This is a genomic window from Aliidiomarina sp. (assembly GCF_022565475.1).
GTDB lineage: Bacteria > Pseudomonadota > Gammaproteobacteria > Enterobacterales > Alteromonadaceae > Aliidiomarina.
This window is the reverse complement of sequence record NZ_JAIUMR010000005.1, coordinates 1-21,291: the sequence shown is the minus strand read 5'-3', so window position 1 is coordinate 21,291 and position 21,291 is coordinate 1. Positions and strand designations below refer to the sequence as shown.

The window sequence follows — 21,291 nt, the reverse complement described above, 5'->3', positions numbered from 1 at the left end:
TATTCAGATTCTTTCATTCTTGATTTTACAGCAGCTCTGGCACCTATAATGGAGTACCACCATTGTGGTTCTCAATGGCTTTCGGAGCTGCGGCTTCAAGGAGTAATTCATGATATTAAATCATATTTGGGGTCTCTACGCTCACCCGATTGAAGAGTGGAAAACAATCGACCAGCGGCATGAGAGCTTACGTTTTTCATTATCGCATATCCTACTCGTTGCGTTAATTCCATGTTTAGCGGCTTACTATGCGTCTGCTCATATTGGCTGGAGCATTGGCGCGCGGGAAAGCATTTTCATGACATCACAAAGCGCAGTGCTCATGGCGGTTTTCATGTACGTTGGCTTAATCGCTGGAGTACTTGCGTTGTCCTATCTAATTCATTGGATGGCAAAAACCTTTGGTGCTGCACCGACCTTTACGCAATCGATTGAGCTGGCAGCCTACACAGCAACACCAGTGCTGATGTCAGGAGTCGCAGCACTGTACCCTGAGCTTTGGTTTGTCGCTATGGTATTTCTTGCTGGCGTCGCTTACTCAGTGTATTTGCTGTATTCGGGCGTCCCGATTTTAATGCATATCCCTGAAGAGCGTGGGTTTATCTACGCAAGTTCAGTGGTGACCGCAGGACTTATTTTAATGGTCGTCCTGATGGCAGGTACTGTAATCGCTTGGACCAACGGTTTTATCCCGACTTTTGTTGGCTAATGTCGGCAAAATCTATGAATCTGAAGAGGAGCTTGCCGCTCCTCTTTTTATTTATGCGGTTAAACCGCTTGTGCTTTGGCAATTAAGCAGAGTCTGCTAGGCTATTGGCTATAATTTCAAAATAATCTTTTCAGGGAACAACACTCATGCCAACAAAGAAACTAGGGCTTACCGGTAAGATCGTGATCGGTATGTTTGCCGGTATACTCTTTGGGATTCTACTCAATCAATTGCTAATCACCCCAGACAACTGGGTCAAATTAGTCATCGTCGACGGTGTTTTACGTATTGTCGGAGAGTTTTTCATCACCAGCTTAATGATGTTGGTGGTGCCGTTAGTCTTTGTTTCCTTGGTTCTCGGTACGTGCTCGATGAGCGACCCGAGTAAATTAGGCCGTATCGGTGGTAAAGCCCTTTTCTTATACCTAATCACTACGGGGATCGCCATTAGTATTGCCCTAAGCGTCGCATCGATTGTGAAACCCGGTAGTGGCGGCTCGATGGCTGCCAGTGACGTGAGTTTCGAAGCGGCGCCAGCGCCAAGCTTTGTTGACGTGCTAATCAATATGGTCCCACGTAACCCAATTAACGCCATGGCCGAAGGAAATATGCTGCAAATTATTGTCTTTGCACTACTCTTCGGTATCGCTATGGCGCTGGTCGGCAAGCCGGGAGAGCGCCTCAAAGGCTTTTTTGAAGACGTCAATGAAGTCATCATGAAGCTTGTGATGATTCTTATGCATGTTGCACCTTATGGTGTCTTTGCACTACTCGCACGTACGTTCGCTGACCTCGGGTTTGGGGATCTACTCGGTGATCTCGCCGTTTATTTCGTCACTGTTTTGGTCATTTTGTTGGTTCAGGGTTTTATTATCTACCCAGCCATTCTGACCTTATTAACGCGCTTGAATCCTATGGTCTTCATTCGCAAAATGTTTAGCAACCAGATTTTCGCGTTCAGTATTTCAAGTAGTAACGCCACTATCCCAGTGACCATGCGCACCACAACGAAGCGACTTGGTGCAGACAACAAAATTGCGTCCTTTACCGTTCCTCTCGGGGCGACCATCAATATGGACGGCACTGCAATTATGCAGGGCGTTGCTACTGTATTTATCGCTCAGCTGTACGGTATTGATCTAACCATGACCGACTACCTGATGGTCATACTGACTGCGACTCTCGCCTCGATTGGTACCGCCGGTGTTCCAGGCGTGGGTCTAATTATGCTGGCCATGGTTCTTCAGCAAGTTGGATTACCGGTTGAAGCCATCGGTTTGATTATCGGCGTCGACCGTCTACTCGACATGACCCGCACAGCCGTTAATATTACAGGTGATGCGATGGTAACGACGGTCGTTGCGAAGTCGGAACAACAGCTTGACGAGGACGTGTATAACGATCCTGAAGCTGGAGCTCAAGTCGGCAAAGTCGAGATCAAATAGATTAAGCAATTACAAAAAGGCGCTTCATGATGAAGCGCCTTTTTCATGTGCTGCGAATAGGTGTTAGCTAGCGGTTAGTAACGCCAAAACTGCACCCGCTCAAACCAGCTCATTAGTAAACGGTCAATCGTGGTGTGCGCACCATGCGCAATTTTATTTGCGAGCTTTAGCTTCTCTTTATATTCAACCTTAAATAGAGTTGCGTCCTTGTTCAGACCCAGCAACAAGTCATCGCTTGTGGCAATTTCATCAATCAACCCTTGGTCAAGTGCACGTTGGCCGAACCAAATTTCACCGGTTGCCACTGCGTCAATGTTCAAATCTGTTCTATGTTCCTTTACAAAGGTTTTAAACAAGACATGGATATCCTCAAGGTCTTCCTGATATTTTTTGCGACCTTTCTCGGTGTTTTCACCGAATACAGTTAAGGTTCGCTTGTATTCGCCTGCTGTCAATTGCTCGAAGTCGATATCATGATTCTTCAGCCAGCGATGAAAGTTCGGCATCTGCGCCAGCACACCGATGGACCCAAGAATTGCAAATGGTGCAGCAACAATTTTGTTTGCAATACAAGCCATCATATAGCCGCCGCTTGCGGCCACTTTATCCACACTTACGGTTAACGGTATCTCAGCATCACGTAACCGCTTTAGTTGCGCTGCGGCTAGGCCGTAGCCGTGTACGACTCCACCTGGACTCTCCAGTCGCACCACCACTTCATCCTGTTTGTTGTCTGCGACGGCTAAAACAGCAGTAACCTCACGACGCAAGGATTCAACTTCCTTTGCCTCCATAGACCCTTTGAAGTCAATCACAAACACGCGCCTGGACGGCGGCGTGTCGCTCTTCGCTTTCTTTGCCGCTTTTTCTGCTTGCTTCCGTGCTTTACCCTCGAGCATCGCGAACTGCATATGTTGCTGGACGTCTTTTAGGCCTTCACTGAGGTTCTGGATATTTAATTCGCCTTTACGTTCTTTTTGGCGCTCTGCCGCGTTTAGCAGCATACCTAAAATCAGCATAATGGCTGCGACAATGGTGATTGTCTTCAATAAGAACACACCATACTCAGACAAATATTCAATCATTTATGTCGTTCCTTAATTATTCATGGCTATAACTGCCGTATGCAGTATGGGAAGAATTAAAACGCTTCGCAACCAACTTCTTTATATCAAAAGCGTAAAAAAAAGGGCCAGCGTTCATGCTGGCCCTTGCGAAGGTTGGCAATAGTAACTATTGCAATAGTTGCGGCGTCACCATCAAAAGACGTGCGTCAGATTCAAAGTAGACACCAATCGATTGTTGCATATCTTGCGTGATTGCTGCACGGGTTTGTGGGTTCGCGTCCGCATCAGCCGGATTCAACAATGATGAGTGGCCAGCGCCAACATAACGAGCAGCGCCACTAATCGGGTTACCGTCCTGACTTTGCGTTGGGCCAGAAATAAATGGTAAACCAAGTTCACGAATCAGCGGTAAAGTACCACCCAGTGGATGCGGCGTGCTGTTCGGTACAACTTTATCACCGTTGGCTTGAATCAAGTAAATCGGTGTACCCGTCGCCCGCAGTTTCGCTGCGTAGTTAATCGGATCACCCGAGTCAACCACAGTTTGCGCTGCAAATTGGAACTGCGCCAATGTTGCCTGTAACTGAGCTTGATCCGCTGCAGAAGCTACACCGCCCTGATAATAGCGCACATAAGCCACTGGTAAGAAGTCCATAAAGGCAAGACTTTGTGGGTCAATACCCTCACTCATGGCTTCTTGAATTGCATAGTTACGGAAACTTTCGAAAGACTGGAAGGCAATCTGTCCACCGATCACTGGTCCAAAACGCTCTGACGCAACCAAGAATGGCGCGATGCCACCACCTGGCATGCCGAGAGAGCCTGCTTGCACTTGGAACAAGCCTTGTGCTTGCGCTAAGTTTCCAGTTAACGGCGTGTTTGCAACTGCCATGAAGTTAGTCCCTGCGATAGCACCCAACGAGTGACCGACGAACTTCACGTTCGTTGGATTAATCACTGAACCAGCAACATCAGAGAAGTTCAAACCGACACGAAGACCCAACAAGTCAGCAGAAGACTGGCGTAAGTTGTCACGCGCTGTCAGCAAACTGGCTAAGTTAAGATAATCCGTTGGCGAACCGCCCATCCCGGTAGAGGCATTAATTACACGAACGACATTGCCTGAACCGTCAGTAACTTCGAAGCCACGCTCACCGTGCAGTGGATGGTCGATGGCGACGACTGCATGACCAGAAACCGCTAACGAACCAGCAATCGGTAAAAAGTTCTCTTTTGCACCGGTAATGCCATGCTGGAAAATTACCACTGGCCAGCCACCTGCAGGCATTTCAATTGGATCCATACCCAATGCACCGCGCACCGCGTTGACGACATTGACATCAGGCACAGACATCCATAACGGCACTGCATTGATTGTCGTCGGACGTGGAATCGGGTTGAACTTTGTCAGATGGCGGAAACGATCGAGCTGAGCTAAAGCGCTCCCCTCGGCTGCTTCGTAAGGTATTTGCCCTGCTAATGCAGCTGGGTTACCTAATAAAGCTGGGTCGAGACCCATGCCGACTAATTCTTCGACAGAAACTTGACCGGATTGTACACCCAAAATAATTGACGCAGGGCTAACAAAGCCTGCTTGCCAGCGACCTGACAAAGGTGCCATTGGGTTGGTTGCTGACGGAATCGGGCTGTAGTAAGGCAAGTTGACGCTACCACCATAGATCTGGGCAGCAGAAGCAACCATGTAGTTTTGCCCCATGTCAGGGGTTAAACCGAGCAGATTTGCTGCGGTCATACCCGTTGGGTAGGTACTCATTGTCGGCCGCAGATCGTCACGGAGAAGCAACTGCTTCGTGACATCAAGTACGTCATTTACAGACTGCGTGGTGAAGCCTGAGCTGTAAATCACGCCGTCTGTGTTGACACCAGCCTGGCCTAACACGGCATGGTAACTATTGATGATACCTTGCAACTGCGACTCTTGACTGCCATCAGCACCTACCGGCGCTGTTGCGCGCGGCTTGCTTAATAGATAATAGGTTGACGAAGGACGCACTGGGCGACCTAATTCATCAACAATGTTATCGGTCAAGGCGGCGACATAACCCGTTTTTGGTTCATAAGGACGCAGCGGGATGACTTGAATTTGTCCACCACTAAAGACCACCGTGAAATCTTGACCGTGCTGTAATTCAGCAACAAACTTACAGGCGGTGCCTGCTGGGCGAGTCATACAATCAGAGTCACGCGTGTCACCACCCATGACGACCTTAAAGACTCTCACCGAACCAGCAGCTTCAACAGAACTACCTTGAATACCAATTTGACCACTGCCATTTGGATCGTCAGGCAAAGTGAAGCCAAAGGTCAGCGGCATAGCCGTGGACCAACCGTCGAGCGCGTTGATTGCGTTCTGTGGATTACTAAAGTCGGCGGCATCAGGTACCGGGATATTCAGGGTACCGTCGGTCGTGCCGCCCAAAAGAATGTCACTCGGCACAGGTAAATTGCCTGCACCTGGGTCAAACGCCACTCGTGCAAATGGAATTTGAACGTCTTCCTGAGTGACCGGAGCTCGATCACCGTCGGCACCACAGGCTGATAAGCCAATTGCGGAGGTGATTGCTAATGACAAAAACAGTTTTTTCATGAGGTATCCCCAATCCTTGTTGTTCTATTTTTCGCGCTGGGACAGCAAATGCTGACGTTCAGCAAACGTTAACAGAAAGTTATACACTTCTGCTAATGATTATTAAAGAATTTTCGTAACCGTTGCTCACATTTACTGAGTTAATTTGTAAAAAAAGGTAAACTATTAACACAAGTGTAAACCTAAAGTGGAAATTATGCAGCAATATCAAAATTATCAAGCAACCGCTGACGCGCTGACTGGCAAAGTCATCCTCGTAACTGGCGCTGGAGACGGTATCGGCCGTGAGGCAGCGCTTACTTATGCTAAACATGGCGCAACGGTTATTTTACTCGGTCGCACAACCGCTAAGCTCGAAGCTGTCTACGACGAAATTGAGCAACTTGGCGGCCCACAAGCAGCGATTATTCCTTTAGATATGAAGGGTGCGACAGAAAGTCACTACCGCGATATGGCAGCAACCATCATGGATCAATTTGGTAAGCTTGATGGACTATTGTTGAATGCGTCCGTACTCGGTGTACTGTCGCCGTTTGGACACATCAATCTCGATAGTTTTCAAGAAGTCATGCACATTAACGTCACTGCACAGATGATGATTACCAAAGCATTATTGCCGGCACTGAATGCAGCACCGACATCGTCGGTGATCTTCACGTCCTCTGGTGTTGGCCGCAAAGGTCGCGCACATTGGGGCGCTTACGCCATTAGTAAATTTGCCACCGAAGGCATGGCGCAAGTGCTTGCAGACGAATACGAAAGCTCTGCCATGCGAGTCAATGTGATCAACCCTGGTGCAACTCGCACGAAAATGCGCTCTAAAGCCTATCCTGCTGAAGACTCGAGTCGATTAAAGACTCCTGCTGACCTTATGCCGCTTTACCTCTTTTTGATGAGCGATGACAGTAAAGACATCACCGGAGGATCATTCGATGCGCAAGCTAGCTAGTGCAATCATTATCATCGCCTTAATCATCGCACCGATGCGAGCGTTGACTTGGGGATTTCAGGGACACGAATATATTGGTGCGTTAGCCTGGGAGTATCTCACGCCAGAAGCCCGCGTTTGGGTCAGTGAACGCCTCGAACTTGTCAATGAGCCTTCGCTCAGTGAAATTACAACGTGGGCAGATCGTGTGCGTGGCACCGACGAGGGGTTTGCTCTCGGACCTTTGCATTTTGCCAATATCGACCCTGACTCAACCACGTTTGAGATGGAACGCGATTGTCCGAATCGTCGTTGTGTCGTCGGTGCACTGTTGGATGATCTTGCAGTAATGGCCGATTCCAACGCGTCAAAACAAGCACAGGCCGAAGCCATGCGAACGTTTACACACTGGATTACCGACATGCACCAACCCCTTCACATGGGTTTTGCGCGCGATCGTGGTGGTAACGATATTCGCATTCGTTTCTTTGGCAGCGAACAAAACCTCCACCGTTTGTGGGACACGGTTATGATCCGCGGTATGGACCAAATGCCTGAACCACACCAACAGGCTCAACGTCACCCATTGCCAGCACTGGCGATCCAGGCCGATTGGGAAGCGTCTGTCATTGAATGGGCAAATCAAGCTTTTGCTCTGGCTAAGGAGCATGCATACAGTGACTTGGCTGAAGGTGACCAGATTGGTGAGAGCTATTTTCAACAAGCTCGTCCGGTGATCGAAAAACAATTAGTGCTCTCAGCGCAACGAATGGCGTTGATTCTCAACGCCATTGCTGCTGCAGAACTTCAATAAACGTCTCTATCTTGGCGCAGGCGTAAGCGAATTCGTTCACCCTGCGCCCGCCATTCACCATCTTGATATACTGTGGTTAATTCAGCCAACGGTGACTCCTCATTCTGCCGATACAAACGTACTTTTAGATATTCTGGTTGATCGGCTTTTCCGAACAACTGAATATCGTGACCATAAAAAAATTCACCCTTTGAATCCATAAGTGCAATTCGTTGTTCATGATCATGCAGTGTTTGTCGTGGTTGAACCTCTACCCACGCGTCATCCGAACTTGCATCCGCTCCCGCAGGTAAAAATTCAATGTCCGCAACGAAAAAACGAATACGCTCATTCACAACTGGAACACCGTCCACTTGACCCAGTATAGTTTCACCTTGCGCTGTCACCGCGAAATCATCGACGATGTACTGATGTGGGGTGACTGTCAGGCGTGTTTGCCAGTGCACCAGCTCCCCATGTTGATCTGAAAATCGACAACGTTCCGGGTCACGAAAGCCGTTAAATAGACCATCCTCTTCGCGCCAGATAATTTCACAATTGCGCAATGGTGCATAATCACTAAACTGAACATCACCTGCTTGAATGTCTTGAAACTCGCTGCTTGAAAGCACCGCGATGGATTGGATGATCTCCCCCGTCCGAACCTTCCGAAAAGTGAACAACTGGTATCGATAACTTTCCTCAGGTTGGTTGATCCATGATTGTTCAACAAGTAATGCAGGATTCTCATCATCGCGTGAGACTAGTTGTTGGCGCAATAAAATAGGCGGATGACCACTTCCGCCGGACTCGAGAATATAGCGTAAATTTGAAAAGTCGCCGGCCAGCCAATCGAGCAAACGCGTAATTTCCTTGTCCTGCGACTGATCCGTAGCAGCGGCATTCACGAAAAATAGACTAGTAACAAGAAAAAAGAACACTTTTGCAATAGGTTTTACGATCGAAAATATCACGATAACTTAGTCCTTCCAGGGTCAGTAAAATGCGGATTTGATTGTGAATCTAAGAGAATGTTGGCACTATACCACAAGGTAATTCATGCACTAAAACGAGAATGTGTGACCAATGAAGAAGACGATGGTTCAAGTTACGTTATACAGTGTTGCTTATCTTTCATTCGCAGCAAGTGGCACTGCGGTGCAAGCTGAAGAACTCGCTACTGCGCCATGGCAAAAGGTTTATTCAGTTGATGGTCAGGTGCTTTGGCTGGGCAGTAGTGATGGCCGAGTCGCGGTTTCGTCTGACGGCGGTGATACGTGGCGCCACTCTCATCCGGGAGGCAGAACGTCTGATATCTCTCTTTCTCAAGTCATTGCCTTTGATGAACGCCACGCGTTTACCCTCAGTTCAGGACGTGGCGAACGAAGTCGCCTATATGTGACACGCAATGGTGGTTTCAGTTGGCGACGTCTGTATCGCGGCAACGGCGATGAAGTACTCCGGTGTTTTGATCTCATTCCCGATGGTGAAGGTTGGGTTCTGGGTGACACCCTGCTCGACAATTGGCATGTCGTTCGCAGCAGCAATGGCAACAATTGGCTTAGTTCGCGCAGTGGCTTTGCCGAGCGGGCCCTATTTGCCGAACAGGGCAGTGATTCAGGGCAATGCGTACGCTACGCCAACAATATTTGGGCGATGGGAACACGCAATGCGGATACCGCACGACTCATTTACAAAACCAGAACCGCATTGCGGTTTCAGGTTGCCGACACACCTCTCAGTGCCGGAACCGATGCGGGCATTGAAACAGTCTATCCATTAGCACAAAACGATATTCTGATTGCTGGCGGTCGTCAGGGAGAGAGCTCCACAGCGGAGCTATTTCGCTATCAAGCAGGAGAGTTTACTGAACTGAACTTACCAGCAACGAACCAACCAATCCGCCAATTGTTTGCCTTCGGCGACACACTGATCGTTGCCAATGCCGACGGTGTGTTTAGTAGTCCAGACATGGGAGCGTCGTGGACTACCTTGAAAGATCAGGGCGTACTTAGTCTCTCATGCACCACTGCGAGCGATTGTTGGGCGATTACTCAAAGTCATCAACCAGTACGCATTAGTTTTTGAACGAGATGCGTTACACCCAGCCGAGCTGAAATGAGCTCCGGCCCACCAAGCTTTGCTGACAGTGCTGCGATTAGGCGGCTTCGTCCACCAGAACGACAAATGGTAATATAGCGTTGCTGCGCCTCAGAATGAGGTGCATGCAACAACCACTCCAGCCAGTTCGCTCTAGGTAATTCCGCTGAATACTCAAAGAATGGCTCAATAACTGGCTGGGCCTTTGATTCAAGCCACTCCCGCACATCCAATAACCTGTCTGCATCTGAATTAAGATCATCAAAATCTACAATTTGAACTTGGTCGAGTTGCTGTTCATCAATCACCAGACCATGTGGCGGAAGTATTACCTGTCGTTGCGTCCGCCGACTGGTGATTTCAATTCCGTCGGCTAGCGTTCGTATCGATAATTCGTCTGTCTTTAATTCCGTTCGCGTGTCATAGCGCCAAGTGTTTTCTGGAAACTGTTGATGCAACCATTCAGTAAACCCTTCACTATCACCGAAAATATAAAGCTCGGACCTGCCGCCGCGGGTTTGCGGATAAACACAAAAGTTTGACTGGGTCGGCTGCGGAACCAACAAGCCAGATCGAACGGTCGGTTTGCTCTGAATTCGCTCGGCCAACCCATGTAAACGCTGCTTTGCGGCCTCAATAAAAACTGACGAAGTTGCCGGACCAAATGACATCCGAATCGCCCCCTCTGACTGCCAACTTGGTAATCCCATTGCATCGAGTACATAGCTTCTCGGTCGGCCGGTACTGCACGCAGATCCAGCACTGACGCGAATACCTGCTGCATCGAATAAACTAATTAGCTGAGCAGAACTGAAGCCCGGAACAGAAAAGTTCAAAGTCGTCGGTAACGAGTCGGGGTACGGTTGATTCAAAACCAAATCTGGAAACACTGTTCTCAGTCCACTGAGGAGATCATCGCGATATTGTTGCAACGTCGACATCGGCAAAAGTGGACAGTCATTCGACGAATCGTTATCGCGCTGTAGCAGCCAGTGAAAAATTTTTCCTAGAGCGGCGATGCCAGCAACGTTTTCGGTGCCGCCGCGACGTCCGCCTTCCTGCCCGCCGCCGACAGTAATGGGAAGATAGTTTGCTGATTGATGGACATAAAGCGCACCAACACCTTTTGGCCCATACAGTTTATGGGCACTAAATGTGGCGTAATCAGCGTCAATTAATGTGAGGTCTAACGGTAACTTCCCCAGCACTTGCACACTATCGATGAGCCAAGGTACGCGACGGTTATAAGCACGTATCACGCTATTAAGCCCAACAAGATCCGCTATCACCCCAGTTTCATTATTCGCCCCCATGGTGCAGATTATGAGCGCTTGCGGCAATGCCTCCCGAATAAAAGCTAAATTCAGCTGGCCTTCTTCATCAACGGGGATAGCCATAAGTTGCGCATTAAGATTTAACGCTTGATTCCAATGTCGCAGTGCTTCGGGTACAGCCTTATGCTCGGTAGCGCCATAAAGTAGAAGCTGTTTTGAACAGTCTTTACCCACATGCGCTGCAAGGACCGAGAAGATCGCCGTATTAATACCCTCCGTGGCACCGCTATTGAAGATAAATTCTCCCTGTTTTGCGTTAAATAACGCTGTCGCATACTCTCGTGATTGACTAAGAATATCTTTACTGGCGAGTGCCGCTAAGTGCGGACTACTTGGATTTCCGTAACGAGAACAACAAACTGCTTCAATAATCTGACTAATTTCAGGCAAGACCGGTGTTGTGGCATTCGCATCTAAAAATATTTCGGGAAGACAAAAACTCATGAAAAAACACCACTCCAGACAACTTTGTTATATATTATTACGAATGATTATATAGTGGCGCTAGCATTAAAAAAAGGCGCTTTTCAAAAAGCGCCTTCTTTATAAAAGGGTGTTTGCTGGCTTTAGTGGATCCGTTGCTTTTGCCAAGCTTGCTCTTTTTCTTTACGCGCTTCTTCAGCAGCCATTTTCGCTTTGCGATCATCACAAGGGTCATCGCAATCACAGGCTTTTTCCATCCCCAAAGCACCAATACCGCCACAACTTCCAGTAATCGCCTTACGCTGCACTAAAAATCCAATCGCCATCCCAACTACGACAACGAGCATTAGAATAAAAGCTAGGAAGATTGTTTGCATTGTCGATACCTCTAGGACAAAAACTCGCGGAATTGAGCGTTAGTATAACTTTTTTCTTCGCCATTTTCATCCACAATCAGGTAGACCGGAATTCGATTATCTTGGACAAACGTTTTTGCTGAATCTTTCGTTCCGTTCATTAAACCACGGGCTAATCCACGGGCTATTGCCGCATTTTCATGGATGACGATGATGCTTACAATGCTCGACGTGTCAGACTCATAGCCTAAAAATGTACTATATGCTAACGCTTGATTGACTGGCAGCCCAAGCTGAATGACATGAGGATGCGCGTTAATTTCATACCCAAAACGCTGTTGGTGACGCCCACCGGCACGCAACCGGGTAGCACCATTAATCGAAATCTGATAATCGCTCACCCGTAGCAATTGGAATAGATCGCTAATACGGTCAGCAATGTAGCCCTCAATTAATACATTTAAGTCCACGGCGACTGAATCATCCCGTTTGGTGACTAAATGGTTAGCGATTTCGATATCTGCTGGCGACGAATCATTATTCGAAGTAAAAATCGAAATATCACCGTTCGACATTTCATACAGTCCAATGCCGTAATTCAATAACTCTTCGAGTTCTCGCGTCAGTACATAGGCTTCAGTTGCAGGCCATTGATTAAATCTTGATACTTCCGAGAATTCATTTTGCGCATCGAATTGTTCAATAATATGCTCGATTACGCCCAATACGCGAGTTTGCACCTGGTACTCGTTCAGATTGTGTCCTGTAGCCTGCCAAGTCAACTCGTACGCAAAGCCCTGATATTCGCCAACAATCGAACGTTCTGACATCGAGCTGTCCGTACAGGAGACGAAAAAGGCCAGCCCTAGAAGGGCTAGCCATTTTTTCTGATACCGATGTACAAACCAGAGTTTGTTCATAAGCAGGGATTAACCACCGAAGTCGTCCAACATGATGTTTTCGTCTTCAACACCCAAGTCTTTCAGCATGTTGATAACGGCAGCATTCATGACAGGTGGTCCACACATGTAGAACTCACAGTCTTCTGGTGCTGGGTGATCTTTCAAGTAGTTCTCAAAAAGAACATTATGAATGAATCCCGTGTAGCCTTCCCAATTGTCTTCTGGCATTGGGTCGGACAAGGCAACGTGCCATTCGAAATTGTCGTTTTCTTCGGCAAGCATGTCGAAGTCTTCAACATAGAACATCTCACGCTTCGAACGCGCACCATACCAGAACGACATCTTCCGTTTCGTTTTCAAACGACGGAGCTGATCAAAGATATGTGAACGCATTGGCGCCATGCCTGCACCACCGCCGATGAAGACCATTTCTGCTTCAGTCTCTTTCGCGAAGAACTCACCAAATGGACCAGAGATAGTCGCTTTGTCGCCTTTCTTCAAGTTGAAGATATACGACGACATTTTACCTGGCGGTAACGTCATGTCGCTTGGCGGCGGTGTAGCAATCCGCACGTTCAACATGATGATGCCAAACTCTTCTGGGTAGTTTGCCATTGAGTAAGCACGAATAACTTCTTCGTCAACTTTCGACTCAAGATTAAAGAAGCCGAAACGTTCCCAATCACCACGGTACTGTTCTTCCACTTCAAAATCTTTAAACTTCACATGGTGAGCCGGTGCTTCAATTTGGATGTAACCACCCGCACGGAAAGGCACTGATTCGCCATCTGGAATCTCAAGCACTAACTCTTTAATAAAGGTTGCAACGTTGTCATTCGAACGAACAGTACAATCCCATTTCTTGATCCCGAAGATTTCTTCTTCAAGCTCAATTTTCATGTTCTGTTTGACGTTAACCTGACATGAGAGACGCGCACCGTCACGAGCTTCACCACGTGAAATATGGTCACGCTCAGTCGGTAAGATTTCACCGCCACCTTCTTTGATGTGAACGATACACTGACCACAAGAGCCACCACCGCCACACGCTGAAGATACGAAGATCCCCGCGTTCGCTAAAGCACCGAGAAGCTTAGTGCCAGGCTGCGTTGTAATTGTCTTCTCTGGGTCATCGTTAATGACGATCTGCACATCACCTGAAGGTACCAACTTTGATTTAGCGAACATAATCACTACAACCAAAGCCAGTACGATAATGGTGAACATGCCTACGCCAAGATATATTTCTTGCATCGACTTGTTCCTTATATTCCTGCTACTTCATTACACCGCGGGTTATAGGGATACGCCGGAGAACGACATAAAGCCCAAACCAATCAAACCAGTGCTGATAAAGGTGATACCCAGACCGCGCAGGCCATCAGGGATATCCGCATATTTCAGCTTCTCACGTACTGCGGCAAGGAGAACGATTGCGAGCGCCCAGCCCACACCACTTCCGACGCCGTAGACAATACTCTCTGTGAAGTCATAATCACGCTCAACCATGAAAAGTACACCACCGAAAATTGCACAGTTTACTGTGATTAGCGGTAGGAAAATCCCGAGCGCGTTGTATAACGCAGGTAAGTATTTATCGAGAGTCATCTCAAGAATCTGAACTAACGCCGCAATAATACCGATAAAGGTTAAGAAGCGGAGAAAGCTCAAATCAGCGTCCGGGAAACCTGCCCATGACAATGACCCTGGTGACAGAACATAGGTATTCACGATGTTACTGACTGGTACTGAAATACCAAGCACCACGATAACAGCGACACCAAGACCCATCGCAGTTGTAACTTTTTTCGATACTGCAAGGAATGTACACATTCCCAAGAAGAATGATAGTGCAAGGTTCTCAATGAACACCGCACGGACGAACATGCTGATATAGTGTTCCATTTACCTTACTCCTTCGCTTCAACTTGTTCTGGGCGGAAAGTACGAAGTACCCAAATAAAGCCGCCGATAATGAAGAATGCACTTGGTGGTAATACCAACAAGCCCACTGGTGTGTACCAGCCACCTTCAGTGATCAATGGCAGAATCTGATAACCGAACAAGCTACCTGAACCAAAGAGTTCGCGGAAGAATGCAACCGTTAAAAGAACCACTGAGTAACCTAAACCGTTACCAAGGCCATCCAGTAAAGCCATACCTGGCTTCTCTTTCATTGCGAATGCTTCCGCACGGCCCATAACGATACAGTTGGTAATAATTAGACCAACGAATACTGATAGCTCTTGAGCGATGTCATACGCAAAAGCTTTCAATAACTGGTCTACGACAATTACCAAACTGGCGATAATGGTCATTTGCACGATAATCCGCACACTCGAAGGAATGTGGTTACGGATAATCGAAATAGACACGTTCGATAACACCAATACGAAGGTCAGGGCGATACACATAACCAATGTATTTTCTAACTTCGACGTTACTGCGAGAGCAGAACACACGCCGAGAATTTGCAGTGCAATTGGGTTGTTGGCAAAAATTGGCCCAAACAGCACTGACTTCATTTCTTTAGTGCTTGCCATTAGATAGCCCCCTCTTCACGCAGCTTAGTTAAGAATGAGCCGTAAGCGTTACCGCTTAACCAGAACTGGAACGTCCGGTCGACACCATTACTGGTAATCGTAGCACCTGAAAGTGCATCAACTTCATTCTGCTCTGGGTTCGCACCTTTCGTCACACGAATGGCTACGTCACCGTTTTCGGTAACCGCCTTCTTACCTTCAAAACGACCAGCCCAGCGAGGGTTTTGAATCTCGCCACCAAGGCCTGGCGTTTCTGCGTGTTCATAGAAGTTTAAGCCACGAATGGTTTGGCCATCAGACTCAATCGCTAAAAACGCGTACATCATGCCCCATAGACCAGCCCCCCGAACATCGAGTACGTAGGTTTGAACATCGCCATTCTCATCGCGAATTTCAAATACTGGCAGTTCTGGGCGGATAGAGCGTACACCGGCAACGTCTTCGTCACTCGCAACCGATTGACTGCGGATATCTGCCATTGCTGATTCCATTGCAATCATCGAGTCATAACGAGTGATCTCACCGGTCTCCCGGTTATAAGTAAACACGTTGACACGATCGGCGAATACAGCTTCTGCGCCACGCCCTGCGAAGCTAATGCCAGCAGTCGTTAGGATATTAGCTTGCTTCGCCAATGCTGCATTCGCTTCTTGACGTTCCTTCAGCCCTACTGCTGAACCTGCAACGATAATAGAGCAGACTAAACACAGTAAGATAACGACTGTAAACGTTTTTCCAATAGTATCGTTCTTACTTGCCATGACGTAATGCCCTCCGCTTCACGTTGGCCTGGACTACAAAGTGGTCAAACAACGGGGCAAATACGTTAGCAAATAGGATTGCCAACATAATACCTTCCGGGAATGCCGGGTTGATGACACGGATCATGACCGTCATGAAACCGATCAAAATACCGTATGCCCACTTACCTTGGTTCGTGAACGACGCCGACACTGGGTCTGTCGCCATAAACATCATACCGAAAGCCAATCCACCGATAACAAGGTGCCAGTACCAAGGCATTGCAAACATTGCATTGGTGTCACTACCGATAAGGTTCAGCAAACTCGAGAATGCGATCATACCGATGAGTACACCACCGACGATACGCCAAGAGGCAATGCGGAAGTAAATCAACGCCAAACCACCAATCAAGATAGCTAAGGTTGAGACTTCGCCGACTGAGCCAGGGATTCGACCAATGAAGGCGTCCATCCAAGCGCTCATATCTGAATAATCTAAAGCACCGTTGAATGCTTCCGTTAACTTGGTTGCACCCGCGTAACCATCAACTGCGGTCCACACTTGGTCACCAGAAATCGCTGCTGGGAACGAGAAGTAAAGGAAAGCACGACCAGTTAACGCTGGGTTCAAGAAGTTCCGGCCAGTACCACCGAAAATTTCCTTACCGATGACGATACCGAAAGTGATACCGAGCGCAACTTGCCAAAGTGGAATAGTTGCCGGTAAGGTCAATGCGAACAACACCGACGACACGAAGAAACCTTCATTGACTTCGTGTTTACGAATTGACGCAAATAGAACTTCCCAGAATCCACCAACCGCAAATGTCACTGCATAAATGGGTAAGAAGAAGCAAGCTCCATACCACATCATGGTGCCCCAACCTGCGTCGGCAGAGAACTCACCACCAAACATTTGGAACAAACCAACCTGCCAGATGCTGGCTAATTCATAGCCCTGCGCAACTGCCAGTGATGCTTGATAGCCAACGTTATACATACCGTAGAACATCGCCGGGAAGGTCATCATCCAGACTAGAATCATGATCCGTTTCAGGTCGATATTATCACGAACGTGCGTTGTACCTTTGTTCGTCGTACCTGGGGTATAGAGAATCGTCGCGACTGCTTCATACAGTGCGTACCATTTCTCATGCTTACCGCCTGGCTCGAACTGAGGCTCAAGACGCTCAATAAATTGTTTTAAGCTCATCGTTAGCCCTCTTTCTCAATCGTGGTGAGGCATTTACGCAGCAATGGACCGAAGTCGTATTTGCCTGGGCACACGTAGGTACACAAAGCTAAATCTTCTTCGTCCAGCTCTAAACAACCTAGAGCTTGTGCGCTTTCAAGATCGCCAGCACATAAATCACGTAACAACAGAGTTGGGACAATGTCTAACGGCATCACGCGCTCGTAGTTTCCAATTGGAACCATGGCGCGGTTTGAACCATTAGTCGATGCGTTCATATTGAAGAGTTTCTTCGGACGCAAATGTCCAGTAAACGTACGAGTGATCGAGTGCATTTCTTTACCCGGCCAAATCCAGCCAAGGAAATATTTCTCGTCACCTTCTTCGAGTACAGAGACCTGATTATGGAAACGACCCAAGTAAGCATGGGCACCGTTTGCGTTGTGGCCATTCAGGACCGAACCAGAAACGATACGCTGCTTGCCCTCGGCCAGTTCACCTGCAGTCAATTCATTTAGGTTTGCACCTAAACGAGTGCGCAGCAAACGCGGATTCTTAACGCCTGGACCAGCGACCGCAACAACGCGGTCAGTAAATAGCTCACCGGTAGTGAATAATTTACCGATAGCAATGACGTCTTGATAGCTTACATGCCACACTACGTAGCTCATACTCACGCCTTCAAGGAAGTGAATATGAGTGCCAACGTTACCAGCTGGATGTACGCCACTAAATGTCTCGTGAGTTACCGGTGCAGAATCAAAATCGAATTTTGCATCGGGAGCACTACAGACATAGAGCTTTCCAGCGGTTAACCGGCTAAGTACTTTCAAGCCGTTACTGAAGTCTTTTGCATGTTCGTTGATAACGAGCAGCGGATCGCCTGCTAATGGATTAGTATCCATGGCATTAACGAAAATTGCTTTTGGCTCAGAATCAAGCGCTGGAGACTTCGAATAGGGGCGAGTACGGATGGCGGTCCACAAGCCTGAATCAACAAGGTTCTGTTGAACATTCTCGCGGCTAAGTTGAAGTAACTTGCCCTCATCGTACTTTGCGAAAGTTTCTTGGTCGTCGCCATCAATTTCGATCACGACCGACTGCAAGACTCGCTTTGCACCACGGTTGATTTCTTTAACTACACCAGCTGCAGGAGCAGTGAATTTTACGCCTGGATTCTTTTTATCTTCAAAAAGAATCTGACCTTTTTTTACCCGGTCTTCGACCTGGACATGCATGGTCGGGCGCATACCCACATACTCTTCACCTAGCGTAGCAACGGTAGTGATGGCTGGGCCATCTTCAATAGTTTGTTGGGGAGCCCCTGCGATAGGAACATCCAAACCTTTCTTTATCGTAATCATACGCGTTTGCACTACTCAATTTAGGGAAGATTGAAAGCTCAATTCGTTTGTCGCGACAGAATACTACCATAAACACAAGCCCCGCAGATCCTACATTTCATAGGCACGGAGCTCGTTAGTTACTTTGCATGGTTACCCTGTAACTTCCAGCGCAGTATTCTACATGGTTTTGATAAAACTGGCCAACGCAATCTAGAAATTTAATTGGCTTACCACGACTGGTTTACTACCAAAGTCTAGTGCGAATCGATCAATATCACCAATTTACCACTGGATTTACATCTGCGTCGTAATCTACTCCGTCGATGCCAAAACCAAACAAGCGGAGAAAGTCTGCATGGTACCCTTGATAGTCGGCTAACTGATGAAAAGTTTGCTGATTAACCTGATCCCATAACTGCTCAATCTTTGCCTGAGTTTTGTCATTTGTTTCCCAGCCATCCATGCGTAAACGGTTCGACTCATCGATCTGCGGCGCCTCGACATAGAGCCCTTCGGTAAACAATCGATAGATCTGCTCGATACAGCCTTCGTGAGTACCTTCTTCTTTCATAACTTTGTAGATCAACGAGATATAAAGTGGCATCACTGGAATAGCAGAACTGGCTTGTGTTACCAGCGCTTTGAGCGAAGAAACCCAAGCTTTCAAGTGTAAATGCTTGTAGTTGACACGAAGTTGATGCGCAGCGCGGTCTAAATCTTCCTTTGCCTGGCCGATGGTCGCGTGGCCATAAATCGGCCAAGTTAATTTCTTACCAATATAGGTGTAGGCGGTTGTTTGGCAGCCGTCAGCAAGTACGCCAGCGGCATCCAGCTGCGCTATCCAGCGCTCCCAATCCTCACCACCCATAACTTTGACGGTATGATCGATTTCTTCTTGGGTTGCTGGCTCGAGTGAAATGTCATGTACCAAATCTTTATCAGTATCATAAGTTTTGGTGGTGTAGGGCTTACCGACTGGCTTTAAGGTCGAGCTAAAGACCTCTCCGGTCTCCGGATCCTTACGTTTTGGTGAAGCTAAGCTATACACAACAAGATCAACCTGACCTAGATCCGCCTTAATTTTCGCAATCGTCTCTGCCTTAATTTCGTCAGAAAAGGCGTCACCATTCAGCGTCTGCGCATACAAACCTTCCGCTTCTGCAAACTGGTGAAATGCAGCGGTATTATACCAACCTGCAGTACCTGTTTTCCGATCACTTGGCTCTTTTTCAAAACAGACGCCGAGGGTCTTTGCGCCACTGCTGAATGCCGCAACGATACGCGAAGCGAGTCCGTAACCTGTTGAGCAGCCGATCACAAGTACACGTTTAGGGCCAATATTCATTGGCGGCTGTTGCTTTACATAAGCAATTTGCTGACGCACATTCTCAGCACATCCAACCGGATGCGCATTGGTACAAATGAAACCACGAATTCTTGGCTGAATCACCATGCTTCTTATTCCTGTTATTGTTTCGAAATGGAAATTCTTAATAGTTTACCTTATGAATGAAGGAACACTCATCAGACTTGCTTTAAGCTTAATCGCTATACACAACACTGTATTTGCCTAAAGCAAAGGATCCGACTTGCTTCCGCCGCGGCAATTTGGCGATTGTGGGGCTATCTCAGATTTTTTTACCCATTCATCTGGCGTGTAGGTGTGCAATGCTAACGCATGGACTGTTGATCTTAGCTCCTCACTTAAAACTTCGTTGATTGCTCGATGACGTTGTAACAAACGCATTCCTTCAAATTTCTTGGTAGCAATCACAACTTTATAGTGGGTTTCATGAAGTGTCCCACCGCCATGCATATGGCTTTCATCGATAACATCGAGAAACTCGGGAGCAAAAGCGGATTTCAGCTTTTTTTCTATGGTCGTATACATTGAAGTCATGACTACACCTCAAACTGCTTAAGAATAGATTTGAGTATAGCGCAAGAGGAATAAAGAAGCTTGGCAAAATAGGCTTAAAAAACCTTCCTAAAGGTGAGGTTCAAACGTGGTGATCTACAGCGTTTACGCTGCGGTAGTTGGTGTTCCCAGTATGTTTGAGTTTCTCCAGTCATGAGCAATAAACTACCATGGCCCAAGGTAAGCGTGTGCTTACTTTTATCCTGGCGATGACGTAATTGGAAATCCCGCTCGGCACCCAAACTTATACTCGCAATTACGGGTTTGTCCCCAAGTTCTGGTTCGTTATCGCGGTGCCAACCCATTCTATCCTCACCATCACGATAAAGATTAAGTAAGACAGAATTAAAATCAAATCCTCGTTCTTTAAGTCGCTGACGTAGTTCAACCAAGGCATCCGTCCAAGGCTTTGCGACTAGTGCTTTACCGGAGTAACGATAGCTCTTATTTGCATCGCCATACCATGCTTGTAAACGCGGGGTTGTATGCCAGCGGCCAAAGACAAAGACTTCACCGACCTCCCACTCAATCGTTTCATAAAGCTGAGTAAAGAACCGATCAGCATCAGTCTGACTTAACCAGTTTGGAACATATTCAAGATAACAGTTTGGGCTAAGGATTTGCATGTCGTCCAACTCCTGTTATGAAAAGCTTATTGCTTATTGAACGATTATATCGAGCCCAAGGTTGATATTAAAACGGAAAACGTCCGAACTCGGTGCGTTGCCCTCTAAATTCGGAAATTTCTTCAGTGTCTAGATGCAAAAAGGCCACCCATACGGGTGGCCTTTCTACTAATTAGGTGCCTGGCGGTGTCCTACTCTCACATGGGGAGACCCCACACTACCATCGGCGCTGACATGTTTCACTTCTGAGTTCGGAAT

The 21,291-nt window shown here is 47.5% G+C and carries 20 protein-coding genes; 5 read left to right on the top strand and 15 right to left on the bottom strand.

The window, feature by feature from the left end:
• The first annotated feature begins 109 nt into the window (after window positions 1–109).
• Both LAT77_RS05730 and LAT77_RS05725 read left to right on the top strand, forming a co-directional pair.
• Window positions 110–709: a Yip1 family protein gene (locus LAT77_RS05730; protein ID WP_290563605.1), complete on the top strand. Its 600-nt coding sequence runs from the start codon at window positions 110–112 to the stop codon at window positions 707–709.
• A gap of 146 nt (window positions 710–855) precedes the next feature.
• Complete coding sequence (locus tag LAT77_RS05725) at window positions 856–2,154, top strand: dicarboxylate/amino acid:cation symporter (RefSeq protein WP_290563604.1); 1,299 nt, start codon at window positions 856–858, stop codon at window positions 2,152–2,154.
• A gap of 74 nt (window positions 2,155–2,228) precedes the next feature.
• Here the strand turns inward: LAT77_RS05725 and sohB are convergent, their stop codons facing one another.
• Together sohB and LAT77_RS05715 are read right to left on the bottom strand one after the other, a co-directional pair.
• Window positions 2,229–3,236: a protease SohB gene (gene sohB / locus LAT77_RS05720; protein ID WP_290563749.1), complete on the bottom strand. Its 1,008-nt coding sequence runs from the start codon at window positions 3,234–3,236 to the stop codon at window positions 2,229–2,231.
• A 151-nt stretch (window positions 3,237–3,387) separates the two neighbouring features.
• Window positions 3,388–5,829: a VolA/Pla-1 family phospholipase gene (locus tag LAT77_RS05715; protein ID WP_290563603.1), complete on the bottom strand. Its 2,442-nt coding sequence runs from the start codon at window positions 5,827–5,829 to the stop codon at window positions 3,388–3,390.
• Between the two features lie 196 nt (window positions 5,830–6,025).
• Between LAT77_RS05715 and LAT77_RS05710 the strand changes: the two genes are divergently transcribed.
• Both LAT77_RS05710 and LAT77_RS05705 read left to right on the top strand, forming a co-directional pair.
• Window positions 6,026–6,778 carry a YciK family oxidoreductase gene (locus tag LAT77_RS05710; RefSeq protein ID WP_290563602.1) on the top strand — a complete coding sequence of 251 codons (753 nt, stop codon included), beginning with the start codon at window positions 6,026–6,028 and terminating at the stop codon, window positions 6,776–6,778.
• A complete protein-coding gene (locus LAT77_RS05705) occupies window positions 6,762–7,571 on the top strand; it encodes a S1/P1 nuclease (protein WP_290563601.1) in 810 nt (269 codons plus the stop codon). The genes LAT77_RS05710 and LAT77_RS05705 overlap by 17 nt, the downstream gene beginning before the upstream one ends.
• Here LAT77_RS05705 and LAT77_RS05700 read toward each other — a convergent pair.
• Window positions 7,565–8,524: a CpcT/CpeT family chromophore lyase gene (locus tag LAT77_RS05700; protein WP_290563600.1), complete on the bottom strand. Its 960-nt coding sequence runs from the start codon at window positions 8,522–8,524 to the stop codon at window positions 7,565–7,567. The two genes, LAT77_RS05705 and LAT77_RS05700, sit on opposite strands and share 7 nt — an antisense overlap.
• Before the next feature lie 112 nt (window positions 8,525–8,636).
• Here LAT77_RS05700 and LAT77_RS05695 point away from each other — a divergent pair, with 112 nt between their 5' ends.
• Window positions 8,637–9,638, top strand: a complete 1,002-nt coding sequence (locus LAT77_RS05695) for a hypothetical protein (protein ID WP_290563599.1) — start codon at window positions 8,637–8,639, stop codon at window positions 9,636–9,638.
• Here LAT77_RS05695 and LAT77_RS05690 read toward each other — a convergent pair.
• From LAT77_RS05690 to LAT77_RS05635, 12 genes are all read right to left on the bottom strand, one after another.
• Complete coding sequence (locus tag LAT77_RS05690) at window positions 9,614–11,428, bottom strand: aminotransferase class V-fold PLP-dependent enzyme (protein ID WP_290563598.1); 1,815 nt, start codon at window positions 11,426–11,428, stop codon at window positions 9,614–9,616. The two genes, LAT77_RS05695 and LAT77_RS05690, sit on opposite strands and share 25 nt — an antisense overlap.
• A gap of 122 nt (window positions 11,429–11,550) precedes the next feature.
• Window positions 11,551–11,784 carry a (Na+)-NQR maturation NqrM gene (gene nqrM, locus LAT77_RS05685; protein WP_290563597.1) on the bottom strand — a complete coding sequence of 78 codons (234 nt, stop codon included), beginning with the start codon at window positions 11,782–11,784 and terminating at the stop codon, window positions 11,551–11,553.
• An 11-nt stretch (window positions 11,785–11,795) separates the two neighbouring features.
• Window positions 11,796–12,593 (bottom strand): FAD:protein FMN transferase, encoded by a 798-nt coding sequence (locus LAT77_RS05680; RefSeq protein ID WP_290563596.1) that lies wholly within the window; start codon window positions 12,591–12,593, stop codon window positions 11,796–11,798.
• 99 nt (window positions 12,594–12,692) lie between these two features.
• On the bottom strand, window positions 12,693–13,919 hold the full coding sequence (gene nqrF / locus LAT77_RS05675) for an NADH:ubiquinone reductase (Na(+)-transporting) subunit F (RefSeq protein WP_290563595.1): 1,227 nt from the start codon (window positions 13,917–13,919) through the stop codon (window positions 12,693–12,695).
• A 42-nt stretch (window positions 13,920–13,961) separates the two neighbouring features.
• On the bottom strand, window positions 13,962–14,570 hold the full coding sequence (gene nqrE, locus LAT77_RS05670) for an NADH:ubiquinone reductase (Na(+)-transporting) subunit E (RefSeq protein ID WP_290563594.1): 609 nt from the start codon (window positions 14,568–14,570) through the stop codon (window positions 13,962–13,964).
• Between the two features lie 5 nt (window positions 14,571–14,575).
• Window positions 14,576–15,208 (bottom strand): NADH:ubiquinone reductase (Na(+)-transporting) subunit D, encoded by a 633-nt coding sequence (locus LAT77_RS05665; RefSeq protein ID WP_126791451.1) that lies wholly within the window; start codon window positions 15,206–15,208, stop codon window positions 14,576–14,578.
• Window positions 15,208–15,969 (bottom strand): Na(+)-translocating NADH-quinone reductase subunit C, encoded by a 762-nt coding sequence (locus LAT77_RS05660; protein WP_290563593.1) that lies wholly within the window; start codon window positions 15,967–15,969, stop codon window positions 15,208–15,210. The genes LAT77_RS05665 and LAT77_RS05660 overlap by 1 nt, the downstream gene beginning before the upstream one ends.
• Complete coding sequence (locus LAT77_RS05655) at window positions 15,959–17,164, bottom strand: NADH:ubiquinone reductase (Na(+)-transporting) subunit B (protein ID WP_290563592.1); 1,206 nt, start codon at window positions 17,162–17,164, stop codon at window positions 15,959–15,961. The genes LAT77_RS05660 and LAT77_RS05655 overlap by 11 nt, the downstream gene beginning before the upstream one ends.
• 2 nt (window positions 17,165–17,166) lie before the next feature.
• Entirely contained in the window at window positions 17,167–18,507 is a 1,341-nt protein-coding gene (locus LAT77_RS05650; protein WP_290563591.1) for a Na(+)-translocating NADH-quinone reductase subunit A, read from the bottom strand.
• Between the two features lie 256 nt (window positions 18,508–18,763).
• The gene (gene fabV, locus LAT77_RS05645) at window positions 18,764–19,942 is read right to left on the bottom strand and encodes an enoyl-ACP reductase FabV (RefSeq protein ID WP_290563590.1); all 1,179 of its coding nucleotides are present in this window, start codon (window positions 19,940–19,942) and stop codon (window positions 18,764–18,766) included.
• 117 nt (window positions 19,943–20,059) lie between these two features.
• Window positions 20,060–20,380 carry a BolA/IbaG family iron-sulfur metabolism protein gene (locus tag LAT77_RS05640; RefSeq protein WP_290563748.1) on the bottom strand — a complete coding sequence of 107 codons (321 nt, stop codon included), beginning with the start codon at window positions 20,378–20,380 and terminating at the stop codon, window positions 20,060–20,062.
• Between the two features lie 83 nt (window positions 20,381–20,463).
• Window positions 20,464–21,033: an alpha-ketoglutarate-dependent dioxygenase AlkB gene (locus LAT77_RS05635; protein ID WP_290563589.1), complete on the bottom strand. Its 570-nt coding sequence runs from the start codon at window positions 21,031–21,033 to the stop codon at window positions 20,464–20,466.
• Window positions 21,034–21,291: the final 258 nt, after the last annotated feature.

Bases quoted from the DNA above. Each gene is read 5' to 3' on its own strand.
- LAT77_RS05710 (WP_290563602.1), top strand. From the start codon at position 6,026: ATGCAGCAATATCAAAATTATCAAGCAACCGCTGACGCGCTGACTGGC.
- LAT77_RS05715 (WP_290563603.1), bottom strand. From the start codon at position 5,829: ATGAAAAAACTGTTTTTGTCATTAGCAATCACCTCCGCAATTGGCTTA.
- LAT77_RS05730 (WP_290563605.1), top strand. From the start codon at position 110: ATGATATTAAATCATATTTGGGGTCTCTACGCTCACCCGATTGAAGAG.
- LAT77_RS05640 (WP_290563748.1), bottom strand. From the start codon at position 20,380: ATGTATACGACCATAGAAAAAAAGCTGAAATCCGCTTTTGCTCCCGAG.
- LAT77_RS05665 (WP_126791451.1), bottom strand. From the start codon at position 15,208: ATGGCAAGCACTAAAGAAATGAAGTCAGTGCTGTTTGGGCCAATTTTT.
- LAT77_RS05635 (WP_290563589.1), bottom strand. From the start codon at position 21,033: ATGCAAATCCTTAGCCCAAACTGTTATCTTGAATATGTTCCAAACTGG.
- LAT77_RS05695 (WP_290563599.1), top strand. From the start codon at position 8,637: ATGAAGAAGACGATGGTTCAAGTTACGTTATACAGTGTTGCTTATCTT.
- nqrF (WP_290563595.1), bottom strand. From the start codon at position 13,919: ATGCAAGAAATATATCTTGGCGTAGGCATGTTCACCATTATCGTACTG.
- LAT77_RS05655 (WP_290563592.1), bottom strand. From the start codon at position 17,164: ATGAGCTTAAAACAATTTATTGAGCGTCTTGAGCCTCAGTTCGAGCCA.
- nqrM (WP_290563597.1), bottom strand. From the start codon at position 11,784: ATGCAAACAATCTTCCTAGCTTTTATTCTAATGCTCGTTGTCGTAGTT.
- LAT77_RS05680 (WP_290563596.1), bottom strand. From the start codon at position 12,593: ATGTCAGAACGTTCGATTGTTGGCGAATATCAGGGCTTTGCGTACGAG.
- LAT77_RS05725 (WP_290563604.1), top strand. From the start codon at position 856: ATGCCAACAAAGAAACTAGGGCTTACCGGTAAGATCGTGATCGGTATG.
- LAT77_RS05650 (WP_290563591.1), bottom strand. From the start codon at position 18,507: ATGATTACGATAAAGAAAGGTTTGGATGTTCCTATCGCAGGGGCTCCC.
- LAT77_RS05705 (WP_290563601.1), top strand. From the start codon at position 6,762: ATGCGCAAGCTAGCTAGTGCAATCATTATCATCGCCTTAATCATCGCA.
- nqrE (WP_290563594.1), bottom strand. From the start codon at position 14,570: ATGGAACACTATATCAGCATGTTCGTCCGTGCGGTGTTCATTGAGAAC.
- LAT77_RS05690 (WP_290563598.1), bottom strand. From the start codon at position 11,428: ATGAGTTTTTGTCTTCCCGAAATATTTTTAGATGCGAATGCCACAACA.
- LAT77_RS05660 (WP_290563593.1), bottom strand. From the start codon at position 15,969: ATGGCAAGTAAGAACGATACTATTGGAAAAACGTTTACAGTCGTTATC.
- fabV (WP_290563590.1), bottom strand. From the start codon at position 19,942: ATGGTGATTCAGCCAAGAATTCGTGGTTTCATTTGTACCAATGCGCAT.